General features: G+C 63.2%; 19 protein-coding genes. 7 read left to right on the forward strand and 12 right to left on the reverse strand.

Features of this window, described 5'->3' with window-relative positions; all coding sequences use genetic code 11:
* Positions 1–16 precede the first annotated feature (16 nt).
* The gene (gene eat, locus HXS66_RS15910; protein ID WP_255303309.1) at positions 17–1,447 is read left to right on the forward strand and encodes an ethanolamine permease; all 1,431 of its coding nucleotides are present in this window, start codon (positions 17–19) and stop codon (positions 1,445–1,447) included.
* Positions 1,448–1,540: 93 nt separating this feature from the next.
* Here eat and thiE read toward each other — a convergent pair whose 3' ends face one another.
* Positions 1,541–2,164 (reverse strand): thiamine phosphate synthase, encoded by a 624-nt coding sequence (gene thiE, locus HXS66_RS15915; protein WP_176504029.1) that lies wholly within the window; start codon positions 2,162–2,164, stop codon positions 1,541–1,543.
* On the reverse strand, positions 2,154–2,993 hold the full coding sequence (gene thiM, locus HXS66_RS15920) for a hydroxyethylthiazole kinase (RefSeq protein ID WP_176504030.1): 840 nt from the start codon (positions 2,991–2,993) through the stop codon (positions 2,154–2,156). The genes thiE and thiM overlap by 11 nt, the downstream gene beginning before the upstream one ends.
* Positions 2,994–3,369: 376 nt before the next feature.
* On the opposite strand from thiM, the gene HXS66_RS15925 reads away from it, so the two are divergent.
* The gene (locus HXS66_RS15925) at positions 3,370–4,464 is read left to right on the forward strand and encodes an endonuclease/exonuclease/phosphatase family protein (protein WP_176504031.1); all 1,095 of its coding nucleotides are present in this window, start codon (positions 3,370–3,372) and stop codon (positions 4,462–4,464) included.
* Between the two features lie 162 nt (positions 4,465–4,626).
* On the opposite strand, the gene yghX is transcribed toward HXS66_RS15925, so the two are convergent.
* Positions 4,627–5,514 (reverse strand): YghX family hydrolase, encoded by an 888-nt coding sequence (yghX, locus tag HXS66_RS15930; protein ID WP_176494380.1) that lies wholly within the window; start codon positions 5,512–5,514, stop codon positions 4,627–4,629.
* A 220-nt stretch (positions 5,515–5,734) separates the two neighbouring features.
* Here yghX and HXS66_RS15935 point away from each other — a divergent pair, with 220 nt between their 5' ends.
* From HXS66_RS15935 to HXS66_RS15945, 3 genes are all read left to right on the forward strand, one after another.
* On the forward strand, positions 5,735–5,911 hold the full coding sequence (locus HXS66_RS15935; RefSeq protein WP_157109441.1) for a hypothetical protein: 177 nt from the start codon (positions 5,735–5,737) through the stop codon (positions 5,909–5,911).
* A 181-nt stretch (positions 5,912–6,092) separates the two neighbouring features.
* Positions 6,093–6,506, forward strand: coding sequence for a Lin0512 family protein (locus HXS66_RS15940; RefSeq protein ID WP_176504032.1), 414 nt, complete (start codon positions 6,093–6,095; stop codon positions 6,504–6,506).
* The gene (locus HXS66_RS15945; RefSeq protein ID WP_176504033.1) at positions 6,503–6,880 is read left to right on the forward strand and encodes a Lin0512 family protein; all 378 of its coding nucleotides are present in this window, start codon (positions 6,503–6,505) and stop codon (positions 6,878–6,880) included. The genes HXS66_RS15940 and HXS66_RS15945 overlap by 4 nt, the downstream gene beginning before the upstream one ends.
* A gap of 144 nt (positions 6,881–7,024) precedes the next feature.
* On the opposite strand, the gene HXS66_RS15950 is transcribed toward HXS66_RS15945, so the two are convergent.
* Together HXS66_RS15950 and HXS66_RS15955 are read right to left on the reverse strand one after the other, a co-directional pair.
* The gene (locus HXS66_RS15950; RefSeq protein ID WP_084208260.1) at positions 7,025–8,056 is read right to left on the reverse strand and encodes an HlyD family secretion protein; all 1,032 of its coding nucleotides are present in this window, start codon (positions 8,054–8,056) and stop codon (positions 7,025–7,027) included.
* A gap of 22 nt (positions 8,057–8,078) precedes the next feature.
* Entirely contained in the window at positions 8,079–9,617 is a 1,539-nt protein-coding gene (locus HXS66_RS15955; protein ID WP_218015196.1) for an MFS transporter, read from the reverse strand.
* Between the two features lie 124 nt (positions 9,618–9,741).
* Between HXS66_RS15955 and HXS66_RS15960 the strand changes: the two genes are divergently transcribed.
* Positions 9,742–10,491, forward strand: coding sequence for an IclR family transcriptional regulator (locus HXS66_RS15960; RefSeq protein ID WP_176503987.1), 750 nt, complete (start codon positions 9,742–9,744; stop codon positions 10,489–10,491).
* Positions 10,492–10,640: 149 nt separating this feature from the next.
* Here HXS66_RS15960 and HXS66_RS15965 read toward each other — a convergent pair whose 3' ends face one another.
* A complete protein-coding gene (locus HXS66_RS15965) occupies positions 10,641–11,336 on the reverse strand; it encodes a haloacid dehalogenase type II (protein ID WP_176504035.1) in 696 nt (231 codons plus the stop codon).
* Positions 11,337–11,626: 290 nt separating this feature from the next.
* Positions 11,627–12,145, reverse strand: coding sequence for a lactoylglutathione lyase family protein (locus tag HXS66_RS15970; RefSeq protein WP_077373992.1), 519 nt, complete (start codon positions 12,143–12,145; stop codon positions 11,627–11,629).
* Between the two features lie 221 nt (positions 12,146–12,366).
* Here HXS66_RS15970 and HXS66_RS15975 point away from each other — a divergent pair, with 221 nt between their 5' ends.
* Complete coding sequence (locus HXS66_RS15975; RefSeq protein ID WP_077373989.1) at positions 12,367–13,242, forward strand: LysR family transcriptional regulator; 876 nt, start codon at positions 12,367–12,369, stop codon at positions 13,240–13,242.
* Between the two features lie 26 nt (positions 13,243–13,268).
* Here the strand turns inward: HXS66_RS15975 and HXS66_RS15980 are convergent, their stop codons facing one another.
* The 5 genes from HXS66_RS15980 to HXS66_RS16000 all read right to left on the reverse strand — a co-directional run bounded on the left by HXS66_RS15980 (position 13,269) and on the right by HXS66_RS16000 (position 17,429).
* Entirely contained in the window at positions 13,269–14,237 is a 969-nt protein-coding gene (locus HXS66_RS15980) for a LysR substrate-binding domain-containing protein (RefSeq protein WP_176504036.1), read from the reverse strand.
* Positions 14,238–14,471: 234 nt separating this feature from the next.
* Positions 14,472–14,948, reverse strand: a complete 477-nt coding sequence (locus HXS66_RS15985) for a GFA family protein (protein ID WP_176504037.1) — start codon at positions 14,946–14,948, stop codon at positions 14,472–14,474.
* A gap of 124 nt (positions 14,949–15,072) precedes the next feature.
* Entirely contained in the window at positions 15,073–15,399 is a 327-nt protein-coding gene (locus HXS66_RS15990) for a gamma-glutamylcyclotransferase family protein (RefSeq protein WP_077373980.1), read from the reverse strand.
* Between the two features lie 261 nt (positions 15,400–15,660).
* The gene (locus tag HXS66_RS15995) at positions 15,661–16,260 is read right to left on the reverse strand and encodes an HD domain-containing protein (RefSeq protein WP_077373977.1); all 600 of its coding nucleotides are present in this window, start codon (positions 16,258–16,260) and stop codon (positions 15,661–15,663) included.
* Entirely contained in the window at positions 16,260–17,429 is a 1,170-nt protein-coding gene (locus HXS66_RS16000) for a TauD/TfdA family dioxygenase (RefSeq protein WP_176504038.1), read from the reverse strand. The genes HXS66_RS15995 and HXS66_RS16000 overlap by 1 nt, the downstream gene beginning before the upstream one ends.
* Positions 17,430–17,745 lie beyond the last annotated feature (316 nt).

Here is a 17,745-nt window from a genome sequence, read left to right on the forward strand (position 1 = left end):
GAATCAAGGCGGCACCATGACTCGCGACACGAATCACGACATGAATCACGACACCAACGAGCAGGACTATCTGGCCAGACGGCAGTTGAAGAAGGGCACGGCGGGCTGGATTCTGCTGGCGGGACTCGGGGTCTCCTATGTGATCTCCGGCGATTTCGCCGGCTGGAATTTCGGTATCGCGGAGGCGGGCTGGGGAGGCTTCGCGATCGCGGCGCTACTGATGGGCATCATGTATCTGCCGCTGGTGCTGTCGCTGGCGGAAATGTCAGCGGCGATACCGGCCGCCGGCGGCGGTTACAGCTTCGCGCGTCAGGCCACGGGCCCGGCTGGCGGCTATCTCACGGGCCTTGCGGTATTGATCGAATATGCGCTGGCCCCCGCAGCCATCGTCATCTTCATCGGCAGCGCGGTGGAGTCGCTGCTGGGCATCAATGGCCCGATCATCTACGCCATCTTCTACCTGGTATTCATCGGTATCCACCTGGCGGGGGTTGGCGAGGCGCTCAAGGTGATGATGGTGATCAGCGGCCTGGCGGTGTTCGCGATCATCGCCACCGCGGTGGCGCTGATCGGTGACTTCGACAGCAGCCGCCTGTTCGACATCGCGCCGACGGATGCCTGGGGTGCCAGCGATTTCATGCCCAATGGCTGGTATGGCATCTGGGCCGCGCTGCCCTTCGGCATGTGGCTGTTCCTGGCCGTGGAAGGGGTGCCGCTGGCGGCAGAGGAATCGCGCAACCCGGCTCGTGATGTCCCGCGTGGCATCATCGGCGCCATGCTGTTTCTGATGTTCACCGCCGTGCTCGTCGTCTTCCTGCTGGCCGGTGCCGCCGGTGCCGAGGCGATCGGCAGCAGTGCCGTGCCGCTGGTGGATGCGCTGAACGCGACCGGCAGCGAAGGGCTGGCGACGCTGGTCAACGTGCTGGCACTGGCCGGGCTGGTGGCCTCGTTCTTCTCGATCATCTACGGCTACAGCCGTCTGGTGTTCGCGCTGTCACGGGCCGGCTATCTGCCCAAGACGCTGTCGCTGACCAGCAAGCGCAAGGCGCCGACCTGGGCGCTGGTGGTGCCGGGCGTCTTCGGTTTCCTGGTCTCGCTGACCGGTGAAGGCGATCTGATCCTGGGCATGGCGGTGGTGGGGGCGACCGTCTCCTACGCACTGATGGCCGCCAGCCACATCCTGCTGCGCCTGCGCCAGCCGCAGATGGCGCGCCCCTATCGTACGCCGGGTGGCATCGTGACCTCCGCCATCGCGCTGGTGCTGTCGCTGATCGCGCTGACCGGGGTCTATGCCTTTGACCCGCGCGCCTTCAACTACACTCTGGTGCTGTTCGTGGTGGGCATCGCCTACTACGCCATCTTCAGCCGCCATCAGCTGGTGGCGAAGACCGCCGAGGAAGAGTTCGCGCTGGTGGCCAATGCCGAGAGTGATCTCGCGGCCAGCTGATCCGCTCAGGCAGACCCTTTAGCAAAGACGACAACGCCCGCCATGGCTGACCATGGCGGGCGTTGTCGTCTCTAGCTGATGGGCAGGATCAGATCAGAAAGGATACTGCGCCAGAAATTGCTGGGCGGCGGCGGCGGGGTCCTCGGCACAACACAGCGCCGAGACCACGGCGAGGCCGTCAGTGCCGCTGCTCATGACGTCTCCCGCATTGGCCAGCGAGATACCGCCGATGGCGACCGTCGGCAGCGGGCTTGAGCGCACCAGCTGGGTGAGTCCTTCGATGCCCAGCGGTGCGGCGTGATCGGGCTTGGTCGCGGTGGCATAGACCGGGCCGAGGCCGAGGTAGTCGATGCGCTCGACATCGACGGCCTTGAGCTGCTCAAGCGCCTGGACCGACAGGCCGATCAAGGCGTCCTCGCCCAGACGGCGACGCGCCTCGACCGGGTCGCCATCGCTCTGGCCGATGTGCAGGCCATCGGCGCCACTGGCCAGCGCGACCTCGATGCGGTCATTGATGATCAGCGGCACCTCGTACTCGTCCAGCAGCGCCTTGAGGCGGATGGCCTGGGCGATCATCTCCTCGTCGCTGGCGTGCTTGTCGCGCAGCTGCACGACACTGACGCCGCCGCGCACGGCGGCCATCACGGTGGCTTCCAGGCCGCGCTCGGCGCACAGCGCGGGGTCGGTGACCAGGTAAAGGGATAGATCAAGTGACATCGGTCAGCTCCAGGCGAAAGGCAAGCAGAGTGGAATCGGCGTCGAGAGTATACAGGGCATCCAGGAAGCGTGGCACGAAGCTGCCCGGGCCTTCTACTGACTGGCCCGCCGTCTCACCGGCCTCGGCGTAACAGGCCAGCGCGGCGGCGGTGGCCTGCAAGGTGTCGTCATGTCCGTCGAGTGAGGCGGCGAGGAAGGCGGCGACCACGCTGCTCAGTGCGCAGCCCATGGCGGTGACGCGGCCCATCAGCGCATGGCCGCCCTGAATCGTGATTTGCCGCTGGCCATCGGTGACGACATCGGCGTGGCCGGTCATCGCCACCACGCAGTTCTGCGTGCGCGCCAGGGCGACGGCGGCGCGGCTGGCGCGCTCCAGCGCATCCTCACTGTCATCGCCGCTGTCCACGCCACGGCCCTGATTCATCTCGCCGGCCAGCGCCAGCACCTCCGAGGCATTGGCACGTATCACGCTGGGGCGATATTCCAGCAGCGCGCGGCACGCGTACTGGCGCAGGCTGGAGGCGCCGATGCCGACGGGGTCCAGCACCCAGGGTTTGCCATCGCGGTGGGCGCACATCGCCGCCAGCTGCATGGCCTCTATCCAGCTGGGCGATAGGGTGCCGATATTGATCGACAGCGCCGCACTGATGGCGGAGATCTCCTGGATCTCCTGCTGCGCATGCGCCATCAGCGGCGAGGCCCCGATGGCCAGCAGGGTATTGGCGGTCGGTGTCATGGCGACATGGTTGGTGATGTTGTGCACCAGTGGCGTGGTCTGACGCAGACGGCGCAACGCGTTGCCGGGGGAGTGGGATGGCGATGGGGTCATGGGAGCTCGTGGTGAAAGACAGGGAAGACGCTGTGAGTCGAGGGTAAGAGCTTGCGCTGCAAGGTCAAGTGGCGACCGTCGTGAGCGTGTGGCTGACCCGGTAGTCATCGAAAGTCGCGCAAAGGGTAATAAATAACATCATGGTTCTATAAACCTTGACGACAAGTCCATAAGATACAGGGCCTTACGGTCTTTTGTGTACGAGTCATCAGTCAAGGGTCATGCAGTGATACGCACAGGTCATCGCGGTAGCGTCAGCAATTCGAGCAGCAGTCACTCAAATATCGCCAGCAACAGCAGCACGAGTAGCATCAGCAACAACACGCGCGGCCGACAGCCCTCTGATGGCTCTCGGCTTGAGCGGATTGTCAGGCGGATGGTGACGGCGCTGGCAGTCCCCGTGCTGTTGGGCGCTGCGGCCAGCAGTCAGGCGAATGCGGTGATTGCCAGCTGGAATCTGAAGCATGCCGGCTGGAACAACGGCAAGCATCTCGAGCAGGTCGCGGCGGTGGCCAGCCACATGGATCTGATCGGCCTGCAGGAGGTGATGAAGGAGGAGGTCGTCAGCGAGCTCGAGCAGCAGCTGGAGGCCCTGACCGGCGACGAGTGGGACAGCCTGGTCAGTCATGCGGTGGGGCGCAGCACCTATACCGAGCGTTACGCCTATCTGTATCGCGACAAGACGATCGCCTATCAGGGCGGGGCTACCGTCTATCTCGATCCCGAGGATGTGTTCTCGCGCGAGCCGCTGCTCGCCACCTTCGTCGAGAAGGACACTGGGCGGGCCTTCAGCGCCGCCAACGTGCACATCGTCTATGGCGACAGCAAGGCGGATCGCTCGCCGGAAATCCGCGCGCTGGCGGATATCTATGACCTGATGAAGGAAATCTCGCCCGGCACTCCGGCGATCATCATGGGCGACTTCAACATGGCACCGTCCGAGCCTGCGTGGGGAGATCTGCGTACCCTCGGCCTGCGCCCGCTGATCACCGAAGGCGCAACGACACTCTCCAAGACCGATGGCCGCTATGCCTCGCTCTACGACAACATCTGGTATGTGCCGAGCGAATGGCCCAAGGCCAATGGCGATGTGTTCCGCTTCCCGGACTATCTGGGCATCAGTCATGAGACAGCGCGTGCCGATGTCTCGGACCACGCCCCGATCTATCTGTCGGTGACCGGCGAGACACTGGCGTTGCTGCCGCTGGAGGGTGGTCAGCCGCAGGCAGCCGGGGCAGAGGTCGCCTCCCGCAGGGCGTCAAAGACCTCCAGCTCGGCGAGTCAGACCTGCATCGACCTCAACACCGCCAATGCCGACCAGCTGGATCAGCTGCCCAATATCGGGCCGGCGCGTGCCGCAGACATCATCCGTCAGCGTCCATGGAGTTCCAGCGGCCAGCTGACCCGTATCAGCGGTATCGGGCAGGGCACGCTCAGCGAGATCGTCGCCAGTGGGCTACTGTGCAGCTGAGCTTTTTTCAGAACTGGCCTGTTCTGAACTGATCAGGCCTGAGCCTGAGGAAGTATCGGCCCCGGTCACACGGAAATGACGAAGCCAGCCATCACGCAATCCAGGTGATGGCTGGCTTCGTCGTATCGAGGCTGGTGGCTGTTTCCCCGGTGCCGCCTGAGGTCAGCTCAGGTACTTCTCGAACCAGGCAAGGGTTCTGTCCCAGGCGAGCTTGGCGGCCTGTTCGTCATAGCGTGGGGTCGAGTCGTTGTGGAAGCCGTGGTGGGTGCCGGGGTAGAGGTAGGCCTCGTAGACCTTGTCATGTTCCTTCAGCGCGGCTTCATAGGCGGGCCAGCCAGCGTTGACGCGCTCGTCATGCTCGGCGTAATGCAAGAGCAGCGGAGCCTGGATGGCGGCGACTTCCTCGGCGCGTGGCTGGCGGCCGTAGAAGGGCACGGCGCAGGCCAGTTCCGGATAGGCGACGGCGGCCGCATTGGAGACCCCGCCACCGTAGCAGAAGCCGGTGATGCCGATCTTGCCGGTGGTGCGGTTCTCGGCCATCAGGTAATCGATGGCGGCAAAGAAGTCGTTCATCAGCTTTTCCGGGTCTACCTGTGCCTGCAGCTCCTTGCCCCTGGGGTCGTTGCCGGGATAGCCGCCCACCGAACTGAGGCCATCCGGCGCCAGCGCGACATAGCCGGCCTTGGCCACACGCCGCGCCACATCCTCGATATAGGGGTTCAGGCCGCGGTTCTCGTGCACCACCACCACGCCGGGCAACGGCCCGCTGGCATTGGCCGGTGTCACTCGATAGGCGCGCACCTCGCCGTGGCCTTCGGGAGAGGGGTAGGTGATGTACTCGGCCACGATGTCGGGGTCGGTGAACTCGACCTGTGAGGCCAGCGCGTAGTTCGGGCTGAGGCTGGCCAGTATCGAGGTGGCCGTCATGCCCGCGACGGCAAAGGCTGCCGCGCGATCCAGAAACTGGCGGCGGGTGATCTGGCCGTGCACATAGCCGTCATACAGCTCCAGCAACTCGGGGGCAAAATCCTTTGCGGTCAGGCGGGTCATGTCAGACTCCTGTGATCAAGGGAATTCTGAACATAGCAACCCTGAGGTGACGCCACCATGTCAGCGCGAGTCTTTTTGTCGGATAGGCGAAGGGAGGCTGAATTCGGCATTCTTCCTGTACTACGCTCACCAGAGCGGTGGCCAATCGCTTGAGGCAAGCAGCGGGTGAGCGGTGAGCCGCCTGAGAAGCGTGCTCAAGACGTCTGACGTGGAGGCCAGCATGACAGAGGCGGAGTATCAGAGATTGCGCTGGAGAAGCATCGCGCTCACCAATGCCCAGTTGGTGTCGGCCGGTCTGGCGGTGGTGAATCTGTTTCGCGGCGATTTCGCCTCGGTGGTGGTGCTCGTCGGGGTCTGCTGGGTGCTTGGCTGGTTCAAGCCCCGCTGGGATGTCTAGCGTCGATGGCGGGCCTATCGCGCCAGTTGCGGATGGATATCCATGAAAGTGGAACGTATTGTATGGAAAAGTGATGTTTGATGGCGGATGATGGCGGAGCAGGCCGAGAGATTGCTCTGACTTGCCTTCATTTCCGTACCATCGCCATGGCGCGGTGCACGACGTTTCTCAAGGAGGCCACATGTCCAGGACACGCATGGTGACCCAGTTCGGTATGGGCACTTCCATTCGCAGCCAGAACTACACCGAGGCGGCGGCCCGCGGGATTCGTGATGCCCTGTGGCACAACTCCCTGAATGTGGCGGATGCCTTCGGCTTTCCCAAGGAGGCGATGCTGATCGAGGTCGAGATCGGCGTGCAGCAGCCCGACAAGGTCGACAGTGACGCCCTGCTGGGGATCTTTCCCTATGGCCAGCCCAGCGTGAAGGTGGTCAAGGGCGGGTTAGACGTGGCCAAGCCGGATGGCAGCGGGGTGAGCGTGATCGCCAATGTCGCCCTCATCGTGTCGTTTGACATGCTGGCGAGCGGTACCGACATGCCGGAGCACCCTCAGGCTTCGCGACAGACCCGCCATCCGTCAGGAGGTCAGGCATGAGCGAGCAGCGCATCATTCTCGAGATGGGCACCGGCAATGATCTCTACGGAGAGGACTACACCAAGGCCGCCTGCCGCGCAGTGCAGGATGCCCTGCATCATTCCTCCATCGTGCTGTTTCAGTCCCTGGGCATCGACCATCGTCAGATGCGTGTCGAGGTCACCATCGGCGTACAGACACCGGAGGCCGTGGATGTGGATGTCGTGACACGCGAGTTGCCACGCGGGCGCGCCGAGGTCACGGTGGTGCACGGTGGGCTGAATGTGCATGATGAGGCCAATGGCCAGACCCATGTCATCGCCTCGGCCGCCATCGCGGCAATGCTGGAGATCGAGCACGACGACTGGCAGCTGTGCCCGCCATCGTCTGGATAGTCCGGAGTGTCCAGGCAGGCCGTATCGCCTGCATCGCCTGTCTGCAAGGGCACGCAAGACAAGACGCCCCATCTGTCACTGACAGATGGGGCGTCTTGTCTTGCCGGCTAGCCGGCCGTCGCGTCCGGGAGCGAGTCCCTTGGATCAGGAGGCGTCCCGAGTGGTGACATGGGTGATCACCGACATGCCGATGCGCACCTTGTCGAAGTCGGGTTGATCGGGGTCAAACGCGATCTTGACCGGCATGCGCTGGGTGATCTTGGTGAAGTTGCCGGTGGCGTTCTCGCTGGCCACTGCCGAGAAGGCGTTGCTGGAGGCCGGTGCGATGCTCTCGACATGACCATGGAAGGTCTTGCCCGGCAGGCTGTCCAGCGTCATCTCCACCGGCTGGCCCGGCGCCATCTCGGCCATCTGGGTCTCGAGATAGTTGGCGACCACGTAGGCTTCCTTGTGTGGCACGATGGCCAGCAGCGAGGAGCCCGGCTGCACGTAGGCACCGACACGCAATGAGCGCTGGGTGACGATGCCATCCTTGGGGGCGCGGATGGTGGTGTAATCGACGTTCAGCGCTGCCTGCTCAAGCGTGGCGCGCGAGCGCTCGACCTCGGCGCGGGCCTCGACGCGCTGAGCCTGCAGGACACCGATCTGTTTCTCGGCCGAGCGCTGAGCGGCCTGATACTGCACGAGTCGTGCCTCCCAGATGCCCTGTTCCTCATCGGCCTTTTCCTTGTCCTGCTGGGAGGCGGCATTGGTCATGCGCAGGCTGCGATAGCGTTTGGCATCATTGCGTGCGTAACGCAGTGACGCCTCGGTCGCCTTCACTTCGGCGAGGGCTTGCTGGACCACCGCGCGCTGACGTTCGATGTTGGCGTCCAGATCTCCTACCGCCGCCTGACTGGCGGCGAGATCCGCCTGGGCGGAATGCAGGGAGGCCTGGTAATCACGGTCGTCCAGCGTGGCCAGTATCTGCCCCTCGTGAACCACCTGGTTGTCTTCCACCCGTACCGTGTCGATCTGGCCGGCCACCCGTGGGGTGACCATCACGCTATCGGCACGCACGTAGGCGTTGTTGGTGGCCTCGCGGCCATCGTGACCCTTCCAGTAGAGCGCTGCATAGAGAATCAGCAGCAGCAGGGCCAGTCCGCTCAGCAGCAGAGTCGTGCGTGTCTTGTTCATGGCAGTATCGTGTTCTCGCTTTTCAGGTCGCAGGAGAGTGGGTGTGCTGGCGGGCGGCAGGTGCCGGTTGCGGCGGGTAGGCGCGCACCGGCAACACCATGACCAGCACCAGCAGGGCCACCACGAAGGGAATGATGGCGAGGTAGGCATCCGCGTAGCTCATCACCGCGGCCTGCTCGGAGAGGCGCGTGGCGATATCGCGCGCGGCGTCCAGCGGGATGAGGCCGGCGGGCTGATTGCCCTGCAGGCCCAGCGCCTCGCTCAGACGGGTCGAATGCAGGGCATCACGCTGGACGATGAAGCTGCCATAGACGGTGGCGGCCACCACCGTGAACAGCGCCCGCAGCGAGTTGACCATCGCGGTGGCAAAGGGGCCGTCCAGCGGACTGATGGCGCCGGTGGCATTCATCAAGAGCGGCACGACCACCATCGGTTGGCCCAGGGTATTGAGCACCTCGATGAGCAGGAAGTTGTCACGGTTCCAGTCGCTGGTGAGCTGCGAGCCCAGCAGGCAGCTGATCAGGATCAACACCAGGCCCGTGGCCATCACATAGCGGCTGTCGACGCTCCTGCGATTGATCAGTGTCGCCACCAGCGGTGCCAGCACGAGCTGCGGCAGAGCCATGGTCAGCATCACCGGGAACAGCTGCATGGGGCGATAGCCCTGTACCTCGCCCAGGAAGGCGGCGGGAATGGTGCCGGCGGCCAGGGTCAGGAACATGAAGGTACACAGGGTAAGAATGCCGAAGGCGAAGTTGCGATGGGCCAGGAGCTGCAGCTTGTAGAGCGGCAACGGGTGGAACCATTCATGGATCAGGAAGGCGGCGAAGGCCAGTCCGCCCGTGCCCAGCAGGGCGATGATCACGGGGGAGTTGCCCCAGTCGAGACGCTCGCCCTGGGTCATGCCGGCCACCAGAGCACAGAGACCGGTGACGCCAAGCAGGGCGCCGAGCCAGTCGAACTGCTTGAGGCGCTCCAGCTTGAGCGGGTCCTGTGGCAGTCCCCAGGACACCAGCGCCGCCGCGATGAGACACATCGGCGCGGTTTCCCAGAACACCAGATTCCAGTCGCCCAGGTCGCCATAGAGCGCGGCCAGCGGTGACGACAGATAAGGGCCGAAGGTGGCCGTCATCGCATAGGCCGACAGGCCATAGAGCTTGCTGTGCCACGGCAGAAAGCGCAGCGCCGACATCATCAGCAGCGGCAGGATGCTGCCGGATGCCAGCCCTTGGGCAACGCGCAGCCCCGCCATCAACGGGAAACTGTCGGCCAGTGGCACCAGAAGCGAGAACACTGCCAGTGACAGACAGGCACCGATGGCGAAGCGGCGCAGGCTGAAGGTGACGGCCAACCAGCCGGCCAGCAGCATCATCGAGACTTCAGCGGCGCTGTAGAGGGTGGTCAGCCAACTGCCTTCATCATGGGAAAAGCCGAAGTGACCGATCACATCCGTCAGCACCGTCTGAGTGACTCGCTCGCCGACACCGGACATCAGCGAGGCGAGCAGGATACCCACGAGGCCGAGAGCGATTCGTAGATTGAAGGGTTGAGCAGCAGCCACTGGCAGGTTCTCGCGTCTGACGGAAAGGGCAGGAAGATATCGCGGTGGGTGTTTCGTTATGCGGTACACTGTACCATTCAGTGGTTTTGTTGAGCAAGTAGTTAGCTTGTTAAGGAGATGTGACTTGACCACACGTGAAGGCGGTGGCGTACAGGTCGTGGCCAGGGTCGCGGCGATTCTCAAGAGCCTGGAAGGCAATGAGCGGGGCATGAGTCTGGGGGAGATCGCGCAGCGCAGTGAGCTGCCGCGTTCCACCGTCAAACGGCTGGTGGACGCGCTGGCGCTGGAGGATCTGCTGGAGATTCATGGGCATGGCGGTATCCGGCTGGGGTCTGCCTTGATGCGACTGGCACGGCATAGCCAGCTCGACATCACCACGCACGCCAAGTCATTTCTGGAAGCCTTGAGTGTCACCACCGAGGAGACGGTGGTGCTCTGCAGCCTGAGCGGCAACGAGTTGCTGATACTGCACTCCGTATTGTCCCCGCAGCCCCTGCGGGTATCGCCGATGGCCGGCAATTTCCTCTCTCTGCACGCGACGTCCAGTGGCAAGGTCCTGCTGGCACACCTGCAGGACGCGCAGGTCAAGCACTTGCTGGGAACCGCGCTCACGGCTTACACGGAGAAGACCGCGAACATGCCCGAGCTGCTCGAGCAGCTGGCGGAGATTCGTCGCTGCGGATACGCATACGACGCCGGTGAGCACACCCGCGGGGTCGCGGCCATCGCCATGGGGCTCGAGACCAGTCAGGGGCATTACGCCATCTCGGTACTGGGACCGGAATGGCGCATTGCCAGCCGGCATGCCGAGATCAAGACGGCCCTCGGCCAGACCCGTGACGAGATGCTCAAGACGTTCCGGTCACTGGAGTGAAGGCATCGACAAGAGGCAGGGGGCAGAAGAGGGCTGCAGATCACCAGGGAGGTGGAGGTGAGGCGGGGGAAGAGGTGAATCAGACACGCCACGGGCCTTGAGTAGGCGCCGTGGCGTGTCTGTCATGCGGCTTTCACCAGCGGGGGAGATCAGGCGTGTCGGGTGGCGATCAGGTGATCGGCCAGGGTCATCAACTCATCGGCCACATGGTCCGGTGTCGGGACATTGCTTGCCGGCAGCACGGCATTGTGCGGACGCGTCAGGAGTGCACCCTGCATGCCGGCTGCCTGGGCGCCGATGGTATCCCAGACGTGACAGGCGACCATGCACATGTCATCGAGCTTGACCTCGAGTTGCTCGGCCACGTGCTGGTAGGTCGCGGGCGCCGGCTTGAACTGTTCCACGGCTCCGACACTGAAGTGCTGCTCGAAGGCCTCGCTGATGCCGGCCTTTTCCAACGGTGTCGGTGAGGCACCGGCGGGAGAGTTGGTCAGGGTCACCAGGCGGAAACCGGCCTGCTTCAAGCGCTCGAGCGCCGGTGCGACGTCGGGGTGAGCCGGCATCTCGGCCATGCGCGACTTGAGCTCATCGATATCGCTGTCCTTGAGCGTGACCTGATGGATATCGGCAACCATCTTCAGGACACCTACACCAAGCTCACCGAAGGGGGTATAGCGATGCGCAAGCGTCATGGTCTGGGAATACAGCACCAGTTGCGCGAACCATTCACGCAGCACGCCTTCATCGCCGAAGACGCGCCCGAACAGCGGTGAAAGGGTGGTGATGTCGAGCAGGGTCTCGTTGACGTCGAATACCAGAATGGAGACGGGCTTTGGGGTGGACATGAACACTCCTGGACAGACTGGGTGTGGGGTGTGGGCCTGGGGAGGCAGTACAGCGGATGTCGGTGAAAGGAATCTCCCTGCATTGCTGGTCCGGTAGCGCCCATCGATTGCCTACCAGCTTACGCAAATTTGAATGATTGCTCAACAATCGACAAGAGGCGACCGTGATAGGGCCTGGCCATGACGAAAAAAGCCCCTTGCCCCCCTGATGACAGGGGGCAAGGGGCGCTGGTTCGATGCACGCATGCGTCGGTCATCGACTCATGCGTGCATCGCTGCCTGGGGCTTGATCAGTCGTTCTGATAGGCACCGGCGGCATAGGTCATTTCATAGCTGTGGCTGTAGACCTCGAGGATGTTGCCGAACGGGTCTTCCATGTAGACCATGCGGAACGGCTTCTCGCCCGGGAAGTACTCGCGTACCGGCATGCGCTGCTTGCCGCCGGCGGCCACGATGCGTTCGGCCAGCCCTTCGACGTCCGGGTCCTGAACGCAGAAGTGGAAGATGCCGGTCTTCCAGTACTCGAAGTTGTTCTCCGGCGTCTCGTGGTTCGGGAATTCGAAGATCTCGACCCCGATACGATCACCGGTGGACAGGTGGGCGATGCGGAAGCTGCCCCAACCCGGACCGAAGACATCGCTGCACATCACGCCGATGGCGGAGTCGTCTTCGGTGATGGTGGTCGGCTCCATCACCACGTACCACCCCAGTACCTCGGTATAGAACTTGACGGCGGCTTCCACATCACCGACGGACAGGCCGATGTGGGAGAAGGTGCGCGGATACGGTGTGTGCTTTTCGCTGCTCATGATTCACCTCGTGAAGGGAGTCGTGAAGGGAATTGGCTCAGTCACTGTCTGCGTGACGTTGGATGCCATCTTGGGCGTCATGAGCAATAATGAAAACTACGTAGCTGTTATGATAGTGATAAGAGTTCGTTATGGCGGACCAGCTTTGTCGCCGATCAGGACTGCCGGCTGTCAGGCCAGACACGTCCCTGGCGCCATGACTGTCGCAACGAGGAGCCGACATGCTGCAACCCCAGTGGTTACGTACCTTCCGCACTCTGGTGAGTGTCGGCAATTTCACGCGCACCGCAGAGCAGCTCGATCTGACCCAGGCCGCTGTCAGCCAGCATGTGCGACATCTGGAAACCCAGCTGGGCAAGCTGTTGATTCGACATCCTCGCAAGCTCGAGCTGACACCGGCCGGCCATGCGTTGCTGGATTACGCGCGCGAGATGGAGACGGCGGAGCAGCGCCTGGCCCAGCGCCTGGCCGGCAATGAAGACAGCCACGGGGATATTCGGCTGATCACGCCGGGCAGCATCGGACTGGCGCTTTACCCCCGCTTGCTGGCGCTGCAGCAGGCGTCACCCGGTCTCAATATCCATCATCGCTTCGCCCCCACGCGCGAAGTGGTGGAGTCAGTGCTGGAGAATCGCTTCGAGCTGGGCATCGTCACCCAGAAGCCGGATGACCCGCGCCTGAGCGTGACGGAGCTGACCCGCGAGCCACTTGAGCTGGTGGTGCCGGCGGGTGTCGAGATCCATGACTGGCGCGATCTCGAGACGTTGGGCTTCATCGATCATCCCGATGGCCAGGACATGGCGTCACGACTGCTCAGTCGGCGTTTCCCGGGCAATCCGGGGGTCCGCTCATTGCCGCGCAGTGGCTCCACCAATCAGATCAGCCTGATTCTGGAACCGGTGGCCTGCGGGCTGGGCTTCAGTGTCGTGCCTCGCCATGCACGCGAGGCCTTCCAGAATCCTCAGGCCATCAAGGTGGTGGCACCCGCAGACGGGGATGTCGAGGTGGTGGATACGCTGTGGTGGATCACGCGGGCGGAGTGGCCGCTGTCAGCGCGCGCCAGACGGGTACAGCGCGATCTTCAGGCCGGTCTCTGAGAGCTGATGAGTGAGGAGGGCGGGCGTCAGGCGTCAGGCAATGTCAGGCCTGAGAATTCGCGCATCAACCAGCGGGTGATGGGCTGGATCACGGCGCTGTTGGGATGGCGGACGCTCATGCGATAGCCATGACGGTCACGCGAGATATGCGGCGTCAGGGCGATCAGCGAGCCGTTGTCGAGCAGGTCCTGGATGACGTGGCTCCAGCCCAGCGCGACCCCCTGATGGTTGACGGCGGCGTTCAGCGTCAGCGGGAAGTTGTTGAAGGGAAAGGCCTTGTCGAGACGCGGTACCGGCAGTCCCGCATGACGACACCAGGTGGCCCAGTCCAGCCAGCGGCTATCGCGCATGTCCAGATGCAGCAGCGTGATGCGCGACAGCGCCTCGGCATCCAGCCCCTTCTCCAGCCCATGACGCCGCGCGTAATCCGGGGAGCAGACAGGAAAGGCGCGCTCCGCGACCACCAGCGTATCACGATGATCGCCCGTCAGCGGCGGGCCGAAGCGGATCGCGATATCGGCCTGCTGCATCTGCGGGTCTTCATCGCGATCGATCGGCAGCAGCGTGAAGTGACACTCCGGAAAGGCCTGCTCCAACCGCTCCAGCCGCGGGCGCAGCCAGACGTGGGCGAAACCGGCACCCGCGGCGATGGTGATGCGCGGTGTCGGCTTGTGCACCTTGCGACGTGCTTCCGTGACGGCGCTGCAGACCTGGCCAAGTCCGCCTGCCAGTTCGGCATGGAAGGTCTCGCCGTAGTGGTTGAGGATCAGCCTGCCGCCCTGGCGATCGAACAGCGGATGGCCCAGGTGCTCCTCCAGCGCGCGGATGCGCTGGGAGATGGTGGGCTGGGTGGTATCCAGCTCATTGGCCGCAGCCGTCATCGAGCCCAGGCGAACCGTCACGTCAAAGGCGACCAGCCCGCGCAGGGAGGGCAGATCATCCAGAGGGCTGGCGGTATCGTCTGGCGCAGGGGAGCGTGTCTTTCGGGCCGGCACGGGAGTCCTCGCTGTGATGCACTGTCACGGCGGTCCTGTCCTGGAATATCCGGGCCTGCGAGAGGCTTCACGCCGTACACCGCGGATATCAGGCAGGAGCGCCGCCTTGTATAGGCGGCACTTATACGCGACGCAGCGAGTGACATCAACGCTCAGCCCGGCGAATCAGGGCGCGAGGTCGCACCTGATCCTGACCAGGGTCGCACCTGTTCCTGTTGGAGGGCGTCCCTGAGCTTACTGAGTGCCGCGCTCGGCAATTCGCGCATGCCAGGCCGCGATGCTCTCGTCGGGATACTCGGCGTGATGGGCATCACGCACCTCGTGCGGGACTTCCACCCAGTTGGCCTTGCTGTCGAGCATGATGTGGACATGCTCCGGTGGCACGGGCAGCGGGGTGTCTATCGCCCCCGCCTGCGGGTGGATCAGTTCTGGCCAGCGGGCATCGTAAAGCCACAGTGCACTGCCGCAGTGCTTGCAGAAATGACGTTCCGCCGGGCTTTCGACCCCGTCGATCACCGCGTGATAGATCGAGATGTGCTCGCGGCCTTCCACCTTGAGGGTGCCGGCGTCGCCCGCCAGGTTGATCGCGTAGCCGCCGCTGCCTGCCGTCTTGCGACAGATCGAGCAGTAGCAGCGCTGGTACGGGTAGGGATGCGGTGACTCAAGCTGGAATGTGACGGCCTTGCAGTGGCACGAACCTTCAAGCTGCATGAGAAATTCTCCTTGTGATGCCTGGGCGAGGGTGCTGGCGAGGCTGGGGCCGAGAGGGTGACGCGATCCAGAGGCAGGGGGATCGCTCTGTCACTTGTCGCTCTGCCTGCCCGGCAGGAGATTCTCACATCGCCAGCGCATAGACATAGACCTCGAGCTCACGATTGTCGTCGAGAATGACGGTGGTGACGCGACGCTGATAGATGGGGCCCTCGAAGTCATCGAGAGCGTCCCAATGCTCGGGCAGCTGCGGTGAGGAAAAGACGTGGCCGCGTATCACCTGCCCCGTGTTGTCGACCACCAGCCCGGGGAAGTTGTGCTCGGTACCCTGATCGCTGTTCTCGAGTCGGCCGCGCAGATAGGCCGGGCGCCATTCGCCATCGATGTTGGCGATGACATGTTCGTTGAGTCCGCCTGGCCCCAGCGGGCCATAGATGAAGAGGTGTTCCATGTGTATGCCTGTCGGGTCGGGGAGGGGGAATGCGTCTCAAGGAGCGAGACTGCCGCATCATCAGGGACAGTCTTCATGGATACTTGCCTTGCCCCACGATGATGAAGGCTGAGTGGCGAGGTTCAACCCCCTGTTGGCGTGGTGCGCTCAACGCAACGCCCACAAACCACATTGCCCCCACTGGGCGAGCCAGTGGGGGCAATGGTCAAGCACAGGAGTGGAGCAGGTCAGGCGCGATTCATGCGCCCGCCATCCACACGTTCAGACGCGGCTGTCGAAACCGCCGGCGGGCTCTTCGCCGATCACGTCCGGATCGAAGGGCTTGCGTGCGAAGACGCGACGCAGAGCCGGCTCGAAGTGCTCCAGCGGCGGGGTCGGATAGTCGGGGTCGAAGGCCGCCTGATCATAACGCTCGCAGAAATCCACACACTTCTGATACCAGGGGTGATCCTTGTAGATCTCGCGCTCGTTGCGGTCCTCGCCGTAGAAGTGACCGTAGTAGAACTTCTGGAACAGTCCATGGTGGTGGATGATCCAGGTGACCTCGGCACGCACATACGGGCGAATGATGGCGGCGGCCAGCTGCGAGTGATTGTAGGGCGCCAGCTCGTCACCCAAGTCATGCAGGAGGGTCGCGACGACGAGATCATCATCGCCACCGTCGGCTTCGGCACGTGCCGCTGACTGGAGGGAGTGCTCCAGACGGCTGACCTTGTAGCCGCTCAGACCATCATCGAGCTTGCGCAGGGCAAGCTTGAGGCGCTCCACCAGCCCTTCATTGAACTGATCCTCAAGACGCTCGAGCAACGCATAGTCTTCTGCGGTGCCGTCCTTCATCTGGGTGAATGAAACCTGATCCATTACGCCATTTCCTCACGGTTTTCTTGTTGTGCCTGCTGCTGACGCTGACGCATCAGGGTCGTGGCGAAGCGCTCACGCGGGCCGTCGCTGTCCATGTAGCAGCCCTGCAGGTGGCGATGCCCTTCATTGGTGTCGAACGCCGTACGGCCATGCAGCACACGGGTGTTGTCGAACATCATCAGCTCACCGGACTCGAGCTGGAAGCGAATCTCGTTGGCCGGGTCCTGGAACAGCTGTCCAAGACGCTGACGGGCCTGATGGTAGCGGCGCGTGTTCTCCAGCGACATGTGCGGCAGATGATCAAGACGCGGGCTGTAGTTGACGCCGATGGGCTCACCATCGGAATTCTCGCGAATCACGCAGCGACGCGTGGTCAGCTCGGTACCGGCATCCAGGAAGCGGAAGCCCACCGGGGTGGTACGCAGCAGTTCATAGCCTTCCGGCATCTCGGCCTTGAGCTGCTTGAGCGCATTCAGGCTGTCGACCAGCGTGGACAGGCCGCCAGTGGTCTCGTTGACCAGGCAATGCAGCATCTGGATGCCCGGCACCGGATCACGATACGGATTATCGGTGTGCGGTCCAAGTGCCACGCTGCGATAGGCGAGATCGTTGCCGGTTGGGCGCGAATACACCTCGAAGTAGCTGCCGAAGTTGGTGTCCTTCACGTAACCGAAGTGACCGGCCACTTCCAGAATGCGCTCCGGATCGGTCGGCACGTTCTGCACGATGATGTAGCCAAAGCGCAGATAGGCCTCCAGTGCCTTCTGGAAGTCCTCATTGTTGCCCATCTTCTCCCAGTCGACGCGCTGCGCCTGCTGATCGATGCCCGCATCCCAGCTCTCGGCCTTGGGGAACGGCGTGATGCCCTGCAGCTCATGCGCCAGCAGGGTGAGGTCATACACCTCGCAATGCCCGTCACTGAAAGTGAATTCCACGTGCGTCTCATCGACCGGGCGCGCCGCGGTCAACTCGAGATTGACGTCGATGGCATGCGAATCGAACAGGCGCTGGGTGGTGACCTCATCGAGCTGCTCCGGGTCCTGGGTGCGCTCGCGCAGCCACAGCGGGCTGACCGGCTCGGGGCCTTCAGCGGTGATCAGGTTCAGTGACAGCGGCGACTCGCTCAGGGTCAGCGGCAGCGCGTCGGACAGGGCATTGGTCAGGGACATGCAGGCATCTCTCCATTAGCACGGTTGTATATCGGGCCATTATGGGAGCGAGGCATGGGACCTAAGTAGGGGGTGAGTGTTATCGGAGGGTATGCATTTTTCTTATGGAGTTGAGGGGGGGGTGGAAGGCTCGCGCCCGCTGCACGACCGTCATTTCGCTGGGGGTAGGGCCTGTCTATATATGCTAAATGGATGATTTATAAATTGTTTTGGCTTTTTTGTTACCATCGTCGCGTACGAGGCGGATAGCGGTGACAAATTGGCCCTAAACCTGCAAAGCGAATCAGTGACACCTGCCGTCGGTGGGCCAGTCGTG

The organism is Cobetia sp. 5-11-6-3 (assembly GCF_013374055.1).
GTDB lineage: Bacteria > Pseudomonadota > Gammaproteobacteria > Pseudomonadales > Halomonadaceae > Cobetia > Cobetia marina.